Origin of the sequence: Thermocatellispora tengchongensis (assembly GCF_014202315.1) — a bacterium.
Classification (GTDB): Bacteria; Actinomycetota; Actinomycetes; order Streptosporangiales; family Streptosporangiaceae; genus Thermocatellispora; species Thermocatellispora tengchongensis.
Genome location: NZ_JACHGN010000014.1, coordinates 26,253 through 40,325, shown reverse-complemented (window position 1 = coordinate 40,325; position 14,073 = coordinate 26,253). Strand labels below are relative to the sequence as shown.

General features: G+C 73.6%; 13 protein-coding genes. 7 read left to right on the top strand and 6 right to left on the bottom strand.

Annotated features, from left to right (window positions below):
* Positions 1–140: 140 nt before the first annotated feature.
* Complete coding sequence (locus tag HNP84_RS53645; protein WP_312925966.1) at positions 141–959, bottom strand: nuclease-related domain-containing protein; 819 nt, start codon at positions 957–959, stop codon at positions 141–143.
* Positions 960–1,410: 451 nt separating this feature from the next.
* Between HNP84_RS53645 and HNP84_RS56295 the strand changes: the two genes are divergently transcribed.
* Positions 1,411–1,713, top strand: a complete 303-nt coding sequence (locus tag HNP84_RS56295; RefSeq protein WP_185053227.1) for a hypothetical protein — start codon at positions 1,411–1,413, stop codon at positions 1,711–1,713.
* Positions 1,714–1,718: 5 nt separating this feature from the next.
* Positions 1,719–2,081, top strand: coding sequence for a TPM domain-containing protein (locus tag HNP84_RS56290; RefSeq protein ID WP_185053226.1), 363 nt, complete (start codon positions 1,719–1,721; stop codon positions 2,079–2,081).
* A 118-nt stretch (positions 2,082–2,199) separates the two neighbouring features.
* Here the strand turns inward: HNP84_RS56290 and HNP84_RS55325 are convergent, their stop codons facing one another.
* Positions 2,200–3,882 (bottom strand): protein kinase domain-containing protein, encoded by a 1,683-nt coding sequence (locus HNP84_RS55325; protein ID WP_185053225.1) that lies wholly within the window; start codon positions 3,880–3,882, stop codon positions 2,200–2,202.
* 247 nt (positions 3,883–4,129) lie between these two features.
* Here HNP84_RS55325 and HNP84_RS29605 point away from each other — a divergent pair, with 247 nt between their 5' ends.
* Positions 4,130–4,864: an FHA domain-containing protein gene (locus tag HNP84_RS29605; RefSeq protein ID WP_221336910.1), complete on the top strand. Its 735-nt coding sequence runs from the start codon at positions 4,130–4,132 to the stop codon at positions 4,862–4,864.
* A 49-nt stretch (positions 4,865–4,913) separates the two neighbouring features.
* On the opposite strand, the gene HNP84_RS29600 is transcribed toward HNP84_RS29605, so the two are convergent.
* From HNP84_RS29600 to pepN, 3 genes are all read right to left on the bottom strand, one after another.
* Positions 4,914–5,873: a hypothetical protein gene (locus HNP84_RS29600; protein WP_185053224.1), complete on the bottom strand. Its 960-nt coding sequence runs from the start codon at positions 5,871–5,873 to the stop codon at positions 4,914–4,916.
* A gap of 81 nt (positions 5,874–5,954) precedes the next feature.
* Positions 5,955–7,367, bottom strand: a complete 1,413-nt coding sequence (locus tag HNP84_RS29595) for a serine/threonine-protein kinase (protein ID WP_185053223.1) — start codon at positions 7,365–7,367, stop codon at positions 5,955–5,957.
* Between the two features lie 114 nt (positions 7,368–7,481).
* On the bottom strand, positions 7,482–10,049 hold the full coding sequence (pepN, locus tag HNP84_RS29590) for an aminopeptidase N (RefSeq protein ID WP_185053222.1): 2,568 nt from the start codon (positions 10,047–10,049) through the stop codon (positions 7,482–7,484).
* Between the two features lie 163 nt (positions 10,050–10,212).
* Between pepN and HNP84_RS29585 the strand changes: the two genes are divergently transcribed.
* The 3 genes from HNP84_RS29585 to HNP84_RS29575 all read left to right on the top strand — a co-directional run bounded on the left by HNP84_RS29585 (position 10,213) and on the right by HNP84_RS29575 (position 12,909).
* Positions 10,213–10,857, top strand: coding sequence for a mycothiol-dependent nitroreductase Rv2466c family protein (locus HNP84_RS29585; RefSeq protein ID WP_185053221.1), 645 nt, complete (start codon positions 10,213–10,215; stop codon positions 10,855–10,857).
* Between the two features lie 170 nt (positions 10,858–11,027).
* Positions 11,028–12,434, top strand: coding sequence for an aldehyde dehydrogenase family protein (locus HNP84_RS29580; protein WP_185053220.1), 1,407 nt, complete (start codon positions 11,028–11,030; stop codon positions 12,432–12,434).
* A gap of 10 nt (positions 12,435–12,444) precedes the next feature.
* Positions 12,445–12,909 (top strand): hypothetical protein, encoded by a 465-nt coding sequence (locus HNP84_RS29575; protein WP_185053219.1) that lies wholly within the window; start codon positions 12,445–12,447, stop codon positions 12,907–12,909.
* Between the two features lie 75 nt (positions 12,910–12,984).
* Here HNP84_RS29575 and def read toward each other — a convergent pair whose 3' ends face one another.
* Positions 12,985–13,476, bottom strand: a complete 492-nt coding sequence (gene def, locus HNP84_RS29570; RefSeq protein ID WP_185053218.1) for a peptide deformylase — start codon at positions 13,474–13,476, stop codon at positions 12,985–12,987.
* Between the two features lie 95 nt (positions 13,477–13,571).
* Between def and HNP84_RS29565 the strand changes: the two genes are divergently transcribed.
* Positions 13,572–14,039: a ribose-5-phosphate isomerase gene (locus tag HNP84_RS29565; RefSeq protein ID WP_185053217.1), complete on the top strand. Its 468-nt coding sequence runs from the start codon at positions 13,572–13,574 to the stop codon at positions 14,037–14,039.
* Positions 14,040–14,073: the final 34 nt, after the last annotated feature.

Below are 14,073 nucleotides of genomic sequence, written 5' to 3'. Positions count from 1 at the left end.
CGGTTGAGACGCGACAGTCCGGCACCCGGGACGGCGGCCCGGGTCGGGGCCCCTGAGCACGGCCTGTTCGACCGGCTGTTCGACCGCCGGGGACCCGGGACTGCGGCGCCGGGACTGCGGCGCCGGGACGACGGCGCGGGTCAGGACTCGGCGTAACGCGGCGGGAGCACCTGGGACGCGGCCTCGTAGATCTGGTCGATCTCGGTGTCGGTCAGCGAGCGCTCCCGCTTGGTGATCCACTTGCGCACCCGGCTGCCCTCGAAGACGTCCACCTGCCGGATGCTGAGGATCTTCCACGGGATCGCCGGGCCGTAGATCGCCAGCGACGGCACCACGGTCACCTCGCGGTCGAGCTTCTTGGTGATCAGCTCGCTCGCCTGCGCGGCCTCCCACGCCGCCTCGTCCAGACGCGGCTTCTGGTTGAAGGGGCCGTGGAAGAGCCGCTTGCCCGACTGCACCCGCACCGGCAGGCGTTTGTCCCACTTCTCGGAGTCGACCGCGTACACGCCGGTCGGCCCGATGACGAGATGGTCGATCTGCGCCTCGCTCCCGGGGATCGCCCGCGCGTGGAGGGTGCGGTAGCCGCCGCGCTCCAGCTTCTTGAGCTGCGCCTCCGTGCGCCGCTCCGCTACCGACGGCCGGCGCCAGGCCGGCACCGAGGACGCCGAGCGCGCACGGTAGATCGTGTCGGCGATGGCGGCGAGCACGGCCCCGGTCACCCCGGCGCGCCAGTCGGCGATCAGGATGCCGATGATGATGCCCGCGAGCACGGCGATGACCACGCGGCGGCGAAGGTGGCGGTACTTGGGCTCCTGGAGGAGGCCGCGCAGCGAGACCCGCTCGACCGGCGCGTAGGTCGATGCGCGCGGGGCCGGGCGGCCCGAGGACTGTTCAGGCCGGTCACTGACCCAGATTGGTGACTCTGTGTGACCGTCTTCCGGAGTCTGGCCGTGATCCACGTAACTCACCGTAGTTGAGACGTCGTCGGATTGCCTAGTCTTCCCTAGTTCACACTTTTGTGGCCGCCTATACCCGCTTCGGTAGGTCCAGAACCGGGTATCTATACCCTTCCTCTCTAGACAACTCCGATACGGGCAGCGGGTCACGCCGGGTCGATGTCGGACTGCTCCGATCTTACCGGCAGGGTTCCCGGGGTGGCTGGGCTGGGACGGAACGCACCCCGGCGGCCACCCGGAGGCACCGCCCGTACGCTGCCCGTACACCTCGGCGCCGGGGCGAAAGGGCCGCCGGGGCGTACGCAACTGTCACCTTCAGGATGGCTCCGAGGCGGCCACGACCAGGGCAAAGGCGCGTCCCCAGGGGCCGATCCGGGCCGCCGTTATCCGCCCGTCGCCCTTCCGGCCGAGAACGCGCCTCGACGGCCCGCGGCGGCGGGGTTACGTTCTGCGTGTGGACAGCGCGGCAGAGGTGCTCGGCGTACTCATCGGGGTATCCACGGGGTTGTTCATCGTGATCGCCGCGGCGGTGGCGCTGCCCGGCAGGGCCCGCGAACCGCGCGGGGCGCCCGGCCCGCGCGACGACGTGGTGTGGTTCGGCGGCCCCGGGCACGGCGAGCACGGCGTGGGCGACTCCACCCTGGTGCTGGTGGACGGACGCCCCGGCTGGGTCTCGGTGCCCGAGATCGACTGGCCGGCGCTGGCCGAGACCGCCGAGCCCGGTCCCGGCGTCGGCGGCGCCTCGGCGGGGTGGTGAGCGCCGTGCCCAGGATCACCACCCTGGAGGCGGGGGACATCCGCGAGGCGATCGGCCGGGCCGAGCGCCGCACCGGGCTGCGCTTCGCGGTCTTCCTCGGCGGCGCCCGCGAGGGGCGCAGGCGGTACGCCGAGCGCCTGCACGCCGCGCTCGGCGAGGACGCCGGCCGGGCCGTGCTGATCTACGTGGACCTCGCCGGCCGGGCCCTGGAGATCGTCACCGGCGAGCACGCCCGCCGCGACCTGCCCGACGGCAGGTGCCGGCTCGTCGCCACGGCCATGGCGACCAGGCTCGCCGCCGGCGACCTGGCCGGCGGCGTGGTGTACGGCGTGAACGCCCTGGCCGAGCAGGCCGTACGCCGCGCCTGACCCCGGCCCGAACCGGGTCAGGCCGGGGCACACGAACAGCGCCCGCCGGTCGCGTGGGGGCCGTCCGAGAGCCCGGGCCGGTCAGGCGGGCCTGCGCGAGAGCGCGCGCCGGGGCGTATCAGGCGGGGGAGTACTCGCGCAGGTACGCCGCGACCTTCTGGGTGTACTCGCGCCACCGCGCCGGCACCCCGCCCGCCTTGCGCACCGGCTCCACCCCGCTGCGGTAGAGCGCGGCCAGGTTGATCGCCGGGTCGCCGGGGACGTCGGCGATCCGCGGGCCCAGGCCGCACATGAACCGGCCCATCGCCGGGATCGACAGCTCGGGGCTGAGCGGCGGGCGCGGCTCGGGGCGGGAGTAGCCGCCCGGCTGCCAGTGCCGCAGCACCGACGGGGTCCAGCGGGCGATGCCGTACTCGTCGTTGGCCGGGTCGGACAGGCCGGGGTCGAAGCCGCTCTCGGCCTTCAGCATCGCCGCGATCAGCGCCGGGGACAGGCCGCGCAGCTCGCAGGTCGTACCGGCCTGGACGATCAGCGGCCGGTACCGCTCGGGGACGTCGGCGCCCGGCCGGAACCAGGCGTCGGAGGAGGCCGCGGACGACGCAGTGGACGACGCAGTGGACGACGCCCCGGGGGAGGCCACGGACGACGCCGCGGGGGAGGCCGGGCGGCCGGAGGCGGCGGATGTGCCCGCGCTGCCGCCGGCCTCGGGAGGGTTCCCGGCGAGCGCCATGATGGCCACGGCCGTGCCCGCCGCGGCCACCGCGACGGCGGCGCCGCCCGCCAGCAGAGGGCGCATCCGGCTCCCGGGCCGCGGCTCCTCCTCGGCAGCGACGGGGCCGGCCTGCGGCGGGCCGCCCTGGGGAGGGACGGCTTGGGGAGGGCCGGGCTGCGGAGGGACGGCCTGGGGAGGGCCGGGCTGCGGAGGGACGGCCTGGGGAGGGCCGGGCTGCGGAGGGACGGCCTGGAAAGGGCCGGCCGGGGGAGCGGGCGCCGCGGGAAGGGCGGGGCGGTGGCCGGCCCGCGCGGTGACCAGCGCCGAGATGAACGCCGCCGCGTCGGGCCAGCGCCGGTCGCGGTCGGGGTGGAGCGCGCACATCACGACGTCGTCGATCGGCTCGGGCACGCCGGGCCGCGCCGCCGACGGCGGCACCCGCTCGCCGTGCCTGCCCGGCACCCTGCCGGTCAGCAGGTGGTAGGTCAGCGCGCCCAGCCCGTGCACGTCGGCCCGCGAGTCGGGCGCGCCGTCCACGCGGAGCTGCTCGGGCGCCTGGTAGCCGGGCGAGCCCGCGGGCAGGGTGAGCCCCGACAGGTGGTCGGCGGACCTGGCGATGCCGAGGTCGGCCACCATCACCCGCTCGCCGCCCTCGGGCCGGGCGCAGAACAGCACGTTGGACGGCTTGAGGTCGCGGTGGACCACGCCGATGCTGTGCAGCACCGCCACGCCCCGGCCGATCTCCTCCACCACGTCCAGCGCCGAGTCAACCGGCATCGGCGCCCCGCCCATGCGGTCCTCCAGGGTGCCGCGGTCGGCGTAGGTCATCACGAAGTACGGCCTGCCGTCGTCGAGGGTGCCGATGTCGAAGACCTGCACCAGGCGGTGGGAGTCGGCCCGGCGCAGCAGCCGCGCCTCTTGCAGGAACCGCTCGCGGATATGGGTTTGCCGGGCCCAGTTGTCGGCGAGGATCTTGACGGCGACCGGTGAGCGCAGCTCGTCGTCGTGGGCGAGGTACACCGACGCGAAGCCGCCGACGCCGATGATCTGCTCGATCCGGTAGCGGCCGGCACGGGAGGGAGCCGTCACCCGTTTCATGATGGCCGCAGATCCGACCGCCGTCCACGACTTCGCGAGAACCACCCTGTCAGCTACCAGATTCCCTTCGTACGCCGGCGCGGCCAGGATCGAAGGCGGTAAGCGGCCCAGCCGGGCCAGGATGGATGGGATGGAAACGATGAGGAGTCACGCCGCCGGAGTGCGGATCACGAAGCGCGCGTTCGCCGTACCTGCCAAGGCTGGACATATCGGGTGACCCCCGGCTAGGGTCCCGCCGATGCGCAGCACGATCTTGATCCAGATGTCCGCGGTCCCGTCGGCGGAGCGGCCCTACTCCCTGGAGCTCGCGCCCGGGCAGCAGGCCGTGTTCGGGCGCGGGGCGCCGGGAGCCCCCGTGGACATCGTCCTGGACGATCCGGCCGTCTCGCGGCGCGCCGGAGAGATCGCCGCGGTCGGCGACTACTGGCTGATGTCCAACCTCAGCGCGGCCAAGACGTACGTCGTGGAGAACCCCGAGGGCGGCGGAGAGTTCGTGAAGATCCCGCCCGGCCGGATGGGCGCGCCCATCCCCTTCGAGTTCTCCCGGGTGACGCTGCCCGCGGTGGACGGCACGATCTCCTTCCTGGTCTTCGCGCCCCAGCACGTGCACGCCCCCGGAGGCGGGCCGCGCGGGGGCGCGGAGACCGTCGTGGCCTTCCCCCTCGACCGCGACGCGAAGTACTTCCGCATCCTCGTCGCCCTGTGCGAGCCCCGGCTGCTCGACCCGGCCACCTCGCGCATCCCCACGATCCCGGAGATCATCGACCGGCTGCCCGCGCTCGGGCTCAGCCGCACCGCCGTCGGCTTCCACATCGGCTACCTCGCCGAGAAGAAGCTGCACGTCAAGCCGCCGCAGGGGGAGGGCAAGGCCGACTGGCAGCGGCACGCGCTGGTCTCGCTCGCGCTCCGGTTCAACCTGGTCACCGCCGACGACCTCGCGCTGCTCCCGCCCCTCGCCCGCCGCCCCCGGTAGAGCCGCGTCGCACCCGGTAGAGCCGCGCCGCTCCCGGTAGAGCCGGGGCTCAGCTCATCCGGGCGATCAGGTGGGCCGCGATGTCGTCCAGCAGGGTGGCCGGCTCCACGTGCGCGGCGGCGACCGCCGAGAACAGGCTCGGCAGGCCCGGCAGCGGGAAGTCGTCGTCCAGCGTGGCGCCGTGCCCGACCGGGTTGTGGTCCAGCGCGGCGCGGCTGCGGTGCCAGGCGTCCAGCACCTCCTCCGGCGAGGGCACGCCGAACCCGTGCCCCACGGGGGCGGCGTGGCGCAGCCGCACCAGGGGGGTGTCGGCGAACATCAGCGCCACCTTCGCGCGCACGGCCAGGTCCTCGCGTGCGGACGGCGCCACCCAGTCCATCGCCGCGCACGGGTTGCGGCACCCGGCCACGCACGTCGCCAGCGCGCCCGCGACCTGGCTGTGCTGCCGGTCGAAGTACGCCCGCCAGCCCTCGCCCGGCTCGACCGCGACCCGCAGCGTCCGGTTGGCCGCCGACTGCTCGGCCTTGGTGTGGTCGCAGTCCCGGTCGCCGATCACGCCGAACCTGCTGCCCGCCGCGCTCAGCCCCTCCGGCCACAGCACCGGGTCGCCCGCGTGCCCGAGCACCGGCTCGAACGCCAGCAGCGGCAGGTACTCCGCCGCGATGTGCACCGCGGCCATCATCGGGCTCAGCTCCCTGCGGTGCCAGCGGACCGCGATCACCTCAAGCAGCAGCCCGTACGCCGGGCGCAGCGACGCCAGCGCCCCCCGCGGCTGCTCCCGCGGCGTCTGCGGCATGTGGCAGGCGCGGGCCCGGCGGCGCAGGTCGGGCGGCACCGCCCGCGCCTCGGCCGCGAAGTCCTCCGCGTCCAGCGACAGCAGCCGCTGGCCGAACTCGCAGACCGCGGCGATCTCCTCCCCGTCGGGCAGCACGCGCGGCGCGAGCGCGCCGAGATCGGCGAACGCGTGCCGCCGCGCGAGTTCGACCAGCAGTTCGTGAGCCGAATCCATGGTGGAACGATCTCATGGAAATGCCGCGCTCCGGACGCTACCCGTCCAAGCGTGTCCAAGCGGGACCGTCGGGCGGGGGCACTAGGGGCACGGCGCCCGGACGCACTGCACGTCGGGGACCTTGGCGCTCGGCTCGGCGCTGGGCTCCTCGGACGGCTCGACCGTCGGCTCGGGCTCCTCCTGGCCCGGGTCGGGGGTCGAGGGCGGCTGGGACGGCTCCTCGCTCGGGCTCTGGGTGGGCTCCTCGGTGGGCGAGGGCGTGGCCGTGCCGGTCGGCACGGAGGTCGGCGTGGGGGTGCCGCTGAGGCTCGCCGTGGGAGCGGGGCTCCCCGCCTGCTTGCGCGGCCGGCGGGTGGCGGGCCCGCCGTCGGGCCCGGTGCCGGGCCTGACCTGCTCGGCGGTGGGCGAGACGGTCTGCTCGACGCCGCCCGTACGCGGCGAGAGCGTCGTCTGCGTGCCGGACCCGGCCAGCAGCACCGCCGCGCCGAGCGTGACCGTCGCCAGCGCCGCCGCGCCCGCCGTGGCCGCGATCGTGATCGCCCGCCTGCGCCGGCCCGCCGCGTCGCCGCCGGTCGCGACCGTGGGGGCCGGGGCCGCGCCGCGGACGTCGGCCGTGGGGTCGTCGTCGCGGGACTCCGCGCCCGGGTCGGGCAGCACGGCGGCGCCGGGGTCGGTGGCGGCGCGCCGCGCCGCCTCGGCCATCTCGGCCGCGGACGCCCACCGCGCGGCGGGGTCCTTGCGCATCGCCCGCTCCACCACCTGGCGGTGCGCCTCGGGCACGTCTGGCGGCAGCGTCGGCGGGACGGCGTTGAGGTGCTTGAAGATGATCTGGATCGGGGTCTCGCCCTCGAACGGCGGCTTGCCGGTGAGGCACTGGTAGCCCACCACGCCCAGGGAGTAGATGTCGGCCGCCGGGGTCACCACACCGGAGGTGGCCTGCTCGGGCGCGCAGTAGCCCACCGAGCCGAGCACCATGCCGCGGGTGGTGAGCTGGTCGCCGCTGGCGGCCTTGGCGATGCCGAAGTCGGTCAGCGCGACCGCGCCGTTGGTGCGGACCATCAGGTTCGCCGGCTTGACGTCGCGGTGCACGATGCCCTGCGCGTGCGCCGCCGCCAGCGCGTCGGCGACCTCCGCGACCAGCCGCATGGCGGCGGAGTGCGACAGCGGGCCGCGGCGCAGCGTCTTGTCCAGCGACTCGCCTTCGACGTGCTCCATGACCAGGTAGCTGACCTGGCTGCCGTCGTCGAGGCCGCACGAGCCGTAGTCGTAGACGTCCACCACGCCGGGGTGGCGCAGCGAGGCCATCGCCCGTGCCTCGCCGCGGAACCTGGTGATGAACCCGGGGTCGTCCATGAGCGCGGGCAGCAGCACCTTGACCGCCACCGTACGGCCCAGCACGAGGTCCTCCGCGCGCCACACCTCGCCCATGCCCCCGCCGCCCAGGCGCAGGTCCAAGCGGTAACGATCGCCGAGGATCGTCCCCGGTCCCAGCACGGCAACATCCCCCCGCACACGCCAGTGGCCCTGACTGTCAATCAGTGCAGGCTAGCACCGCCGCGGCCGGGCCCCGCCCATATCGCGCGGGCCCGGCCTGTGGCGGGGGCGCGGTCAGGACGCGGCGGCGTCCTTCTCGCGGGCCTTCAGCGCGCGCCGGACGCCGTCGGCGCCCTCCAGCAGGAGGCGGCGCAGGGCGTGCGGCGGGTCCTCGGCGCGGATGTAGGCGTCGGTGCGCTCGATCGTGCCCGGGGCGATGAGCAGGGCCGGGTAGCAGCCGACCACGAAGTTCTGGGCCATGTCGGGGGTCCAGTTCTTCCAGATCTGGCCGACCTCGGCGAAGTACTTCTCCGCGTACGGTTCGAGCAGGTCCACGTGGCGCGGGTCGGCGAAGCCGAGGAGGGTGGAGCGGAACAGGGCCCCGCTGAGCTTGCCCTCCACGATCGTGTCCCACGCGGCGGCCTTGCCCTCGGCGGTGGGGATCGCCGAGCGGCACATCGCGGCGGAGCGCTCGCCGGTGGCGGTGGCGTCGCGCGCCAGCTCGGCCTCGATCTCGGCCTCGCCCAGGACCCCGCCGCTGACCAGGGCGTGCAGCAGGGTCCAGCGCAGGTCGGCGTCCACGGTCAGGCCCTCGGGGACCGACTCGCCGTCGAGGATCGCGCGCACGTACGCCAGGTCGTCGGGCGAGGACGCCACGGCGGCGAAGGCGTTGACGTAGGCGAGCTGGTGGTCCGAGCCCGGGGTGGCGGAGCCGATCAGGTCGCGCAGCGCGGCGGCCATGGTCGCCAGGCCGGTCTCGCGCCAGGCCGGGTCGGCGTACTGCTGCACCGCGAGCCTGGCCTGCCGCAGCACGGCCTGCACCACCGAGATGTCGGCGATGGACGGCGCGCCCGCGATGACCAGCTTGACGTAGTCGCGGGTGGCCATCTCGGCGTCGCGGGTCATGTCCCAGGCGGCCGACCAGCACAGCGCCCGCGGCAGCGAGTCGGCGAAGGCCGTGATGCCGCCCTCGACCAGGGTGCGCAGCGAGCGCTCGTCGAGGCGGATCTTGGCGTAGGTGAGGTCGTCGTCGTTGAGCAGCACCAGGTCGGGCTGCGCCACGCCGGCCAGCTCGGCGACGGAGGTGCGGGCCCCGACCACGTCGAGCTCCACCCGCTTGGTACGCCGCAGCACGCCGCCGTCCATGGAGTACAGGCCGATCGCGACGCGGTGGGAGCGCAGCGTCGGGTAGTCGGCCGGGGCCTCCTGCAGCACGTCGAACCGGGTGAAGCGGCCCTCGGCGTCGGTCTCGAAGTCGGGGCGCAGCGTGTTGACCCAGGCGGTCTCCAGCCACTCCTTGGACCAGGAGGTGAGGTCGCGGCCGGAGGTGCGCTCCAGCGCCGTGAGCAGGTCGGCGAGCGTGGTGTTGCCCCAGGCGTGCTCGTTGAAGTAGTCGCGCACGCCGGCCAGGAAGTTGTCCAGCCCGACGTAGGCCACGAGCTGCTTGAGCACGCTCGCGCCCTTGGCGTAGGTGATGCCGTCGAAGTTGACCGCCACGGCCTGCATGTCGGGGATGTCGGCGGCGATCGGGTGGGTGGAGGGAAGCTGGTCCTGCCGGTAGGCCCAGGACTTCTCCACGTTGGCGAACGTCGTCCACGCGGTCTGGCCCCAGCGGGTGGCCTCGGCCTGGCACAGCACCGACATGTAGGTGGCGAACGACTCGTTCAGCCACAGGTCGTCCCACCAGCGCATGGTGACGAGGTCGCCGAACCACATGTGGGCCATCTCGTGCAGGATGGTCTCGGCGCGCCGCTCCACCATGGCGTCGGTGACCCGCGAGCGGAAGACGTAGTCCTCCAGGAAGGTGACGCAGCCCGCGTTCTCCATCGCGCCCGCGTTGAACTCCGGCACGAAGAGCTGGTCGTACTTGCCGAAGGGGTAGCGCACCCCGAAGACCCGGTGGAAGAAGTCGAAGCCCTGCTTGGTGACCTCGAAGATGTTCTCGGGGTCGAGGTGCTCGGCGAGCGAGGAGCGGCAGTAGATCCCCAGCGGGATGCCGTCGTGCTCGTCGGTCACCTTGTGGTACGGGCCCGCCACCAGCGCGGTGATGTAGGTGGACATCACCGGGGTCGGCGGGAAGTGCCAGCGCTTGGCCGCCTGGAGGGTGCCGTGCCGGCCGCGGTGCTCCTCCAGCTCGATGATCTCGTCGGGGGCCGCGTTGGAGACGACCTGCCAGTCGGCCGGCGCGAGCACGGTCAGCTCGAAGGTCGCCTTGAGGTCGGGCTGGTCGAAGCAGGCGTACATGCGGTGGGCGTCGGCGGTCTCGAACTGCGTGTGCAGGTAGACCTTCCGATCGACCGGATCGACGAAACGGTGCAGGCCCTCACCGGTGTGCATGTAGGCGCAGTCGGCATCGACGACCAGCTCGTTGTCGGCGGCCAGGCCGGTGAGGGGGAAGCGGCCGTTCTCCTCGTCGTAGGCCGAGACGTCGAGCTCGACGCCGTTCAGCGTGACGCTGCGGACGTGGGCCCCGGCCAGGTCGATGAAGGTCTCGGCCCCGGGCTGCGCGGCGGAGAAACGCACCGTGGTGACGCTCTCGAACCGCTCCTCGCCCTCGGTCAGGTCGAGCGCCACCGCATACGACCGTACCTGCAGCAGCCGGGCTCGCTCCCGTGCCTCGTCACGCGTGAGATTGCCTGCCACATCCACTCCCCTTCGCACGGCGCGGTCGCGCGGTGTCCTTCCTCTCCGCCTCGTCGCGGAACGGATGTTCTGAATCCTGCCACGGCTGACCGGGGAATGCCGCACAGGAAAGATCCGGTTGTGCTTGACCGGACATACCGCCTCAAACGTCAGGGACACTGCCATGACCGATGCCGTGACACCCAAGGTTCCGGTGGACCTCTGGTTCGACCCCTCCTGCCCGTGGGCGTGGATGACGTCCCGCTGGCTGCTGGAGGTCGCGGACGTGCGTCCGATCGAGCCCCGGTGGCGGCTGATGAGCCTCACCGTGCTCAACGAGGACAAGGACATCCCCGAGGACTACCGCCGCATGCTCGTCGGCGCCATGGGCCCGGTGCGCGTGGTGGCCGCCGCCGCGGCCAAGTACGGCGAGGAGGTGCTGGGCCGCCTCTACACCGAGATCGGCGTCCGCTTCCACAACCAGGGCCGGGTCAAGGACCGTGAGGCCATCCCCGCCACGCTCGCCGAGGCGCTGGAGGCCGCGGGTCTCGACCCCGGGCTGGTCTCCGCGATCGACTCCACCGAGCACGACGAGTACATCCGCGCCTCGCACGCCGAGGGCATCGGCCTGGTGGGCCAGGAGGTCGGCACCCCGGTCATCGCGGTGGACGGCCCCGAGGGCAAGATCGCCTTCTTCGGCCCGGTCGTCTCGCCCGCGCCGCGCGGCGAGGCCGCGGGCAGGTTGTGGGACGGCGTGCTGCTGGTCGCGGGCACCGACGGCTTCTTCGAGATCAAGCGCTCCCGCACCCGTGGGCCGATCTTCGACTGAGCGTGCCCGCGGGTAAGCGGTATCCGATCTGACGGGTAACCGCCCGCGTCCCGGCCCTGGGCTTTACGCTCGACGCGAGACGATCCGTCGCAGGGCGTGACCGGGCCGCGGGCGTTCCCGTCATGCCCGCGCGCTCGCCTTCCGGCACTTCGCGCGCGAGGATGGGAGACATGCGTCACCTGTATGTGAACGGAGCATGGGCGCCGTCGGCGTCGGACGAGGGCATCGACGTCGTCAACCCCGCCACGGAAGAGGTGATCGATCGGGTCCCGGCCGGTTCACCCGACGACGTCGAGGCCGCCGTCGCCGCCGCCAGGGCCGCCTTCCCCTCCTGGGCCGCCACCGCGCCCGCCGAGCGCGGCAAGATCCTGGCCACGGCCGCCGAGATGCTCTCCGAGCGCGCCGACCCCATCGCCCGCGTCATCGCCGCCGACATGGGCGCCCCGTACGGCCTGGCGCTGAAGGTGCAGACCCTCATGCCGGCCGGCGTGCTGTCCTCCTACGCCCGCCTGGCCGAGACCTACGACTTCGAGGGCGGGCGCGTCGGCAACTCGCGGGTGCTGAAGGAGCCCGTGGGCGTGGTCGGCGCGATCACCCCGTGGAACTACCCCCTGCACCAGGTGGTGTGCAAGGTCGGCGCGGCGCTGGCCGCCGGGTGCACGGTGGTGCTCAAGCCGAGCGAGGTCGCGCCGCTGGCGGCGTACGAGCTGGCCGGCATCCTGGAGGAGGCCGGGCTGCCGCCCGGGGTGTTCAACATGGTCAGCGGGCGCGGGCCGGTGGTCGGCGAGGCCATCGCCGCGCACCCCGAGGTGGACATGGTCTCCTTCACCGGCTCCACCAGGGCCGGGCGCAGGGTGGCCGCGCTGGCCGCCGAGGGCGTCAAGCGGGTCGCGCTGGAGCTCGGCGGCAAGTCCGCCAACGTGATCCTGCCCGACGCCGACCTGGTGGCGGCGGTCAAGGTCGGCGTCGGCGCCGCCTTCGTCAACTCCGGCCAGACCTGCTCCGCGCTCACCCGCATGATCGTGCACCGCGACCAGTACGACGAGGTGGTCGCGCTGGCCGTCGAGGCGGCCGCGAAGTACACCGTCGGCGACCCGTTCGACGAGGGCACCCGGCTGGGCCCGCTGGTCTCGGCGGCGCAGCGCGAGCGCGTCGTGCGCTACATCAACCGCGGCGAGGAGGAGGGCGCGCGCCTGGTCACCGGCGGCACCGAGCGCCCCCTGGAGCGCGGCTACTACGTGCTGCCCACGGTCTTCGCCGGCGTCGCGCCCGGCATGACGATCGAGCAGGAGGAGATCTTCGGCCCGGTGCTGTCGATCATCCCCTACACCGGTGAGGACGAGGCCGTCGAGATCGCCAACGGCACGCCGTACGGCCTGTCGGGCGCGGTCTGGGCCGGCACCGAGGAGCGCGCGGTCGCGCTCGCCCGCCGGCTGCGCACCGGCCAGGTCTCCATCAACGGCGGCCAGTTCAACCCGATGGCCCCCTTCGGCGGCTACAAGCAGTCCGGGATCGGGCGTGAGCTGGGCGAGTACGGCCTGGAGGAGTTCCTGGAGATCAAATCGCTGCAGCTGTGAGGCGGGGCCCGTGACGGAGGGGCGCGCCCGCAGGCTGAGCGCCTTCGACGTGGTGGTCGTGGCGAGCGGGGTGCTGCTGTTCCTGCTCGCCGCGCAGAGCGCGCCCGCCGCCGTCGCCGCCTACCGCGCCGACGGCATCCCGGGCACCTTCACCGCGACCGGCCTGGAGTGCGTGCGGCACCCGGGGCACGAGCAGTGCACCTGGCTGGGCCGGTTCGTCTCCGCCGACGGTCGGGTGCGCCGCACGGGCGTCGGCTTCTACGGCTCCGACCGCGGCATGTTCACCGCGGGAGAGAGCACCCGCGCCTACGACATCGGGCGCAGCGGCCACGTCTACGGTCCCGGCGGGTCGAACGAGTGGGTGGTGGTCGCCCTGATGGGGCTGACCGGCGCGGCGCTCGCGCTGTGGCCGGTGCTGCGCGGCAGGCGCCGCGCCCCCGAGGAAAGGGCCCCCGAACCACCGGCCCCTGAGTGAGCGGCCCCTGAGTGAGCGGGCCCGGGGTGAGCGGGCCCTGAGCGGGCCCGGGGTGAGCGGGCCCTGAGCGGGCGTTCAGGGGACCTGGAGCAGGACCTTGCGGGCGGCCTCGCGCGGCAGGCGGTCGATGTAGAGCTTGCCGTCGAGGTGGTCGGTCTCGTGCTGGAAGCAGCGGGCCAGGCCGCCCCGGGCCTTGATCCGGATCGGCCGGTTCAGCTTGTCCACGCCGGTGACGGTGACGCCGGCGGCGCGCGGCGTGGGGGCGTACAGCGGAGTGCCGCCCGACCTGCCCACCACGGACAGGCAGCCCTCCTCGTCGACGACCTCCTCGGGGTCGTCCACGGTGAGCACCGGGTTGATCACGTGCCCCTTCCGGCCGCCCTCCATGTCGTAGACGAACAGGCGGCGCGACACGCCGATCTGCGGCCCGGCCAGGCCGACGCCGCGGGCGGCGTACATGGCCTCGAACATCTCGTCGATCAGGCGGCGCAGGTCGCGGTCGAACTCGGTGACCGGGGCGGCCGGGGTGCGCAGGACCGGGTCGCCGATCTTACGGATGTCACGCATCGGGCGCTCTCCTGTAAGGACTGCTCATGGGTTGCGGCTATTACCTTACCGGGTGCCGGCTCGTACCCGGCAGGCGAACCTGCCAGACTGGACGGGTGCGTGTCTACATCGGTGCCGACCATGCCGGCTATGAGCTGAAGAACCACCTCGTCTCCGTGCTGAAGGAGTACGGGCACGAGGTGACCGACTGCGGCCCGTTCGTCTACGACCCCGAGGACGACTACCCGGCGTTCGTGCTGCGCGCGGCCGAGGGCGTGGCCGGCGACCCGGGCAGCCTGGGCGTGGTCATCGGCGGCTCGGGCAACGGCGAGCAGATCGCGGCCAACAAGGTGCGCGGCATCCGCGCCGTGCTCGCCTGGAACGAGGACACCGCCCGGCTCGGCCGCGAGCACAACAACGCCAACGTCGTCAGCGTCGGCGCCCGTCAGCACACCGCCAAGGAGGCCACCAAGCTCGTCCAGACCTTCCTGGCCACGGCGTTCTCGGGCGACGAGCGGCACAGCAGGCGCATCGCGCAGATCGCCTCGTACGAGACGATCGGCCAGCTCCCGCCGCTGCCGTAATCCCGCGGCCCCTCAGCCCTTCGGCGGTCCCGTA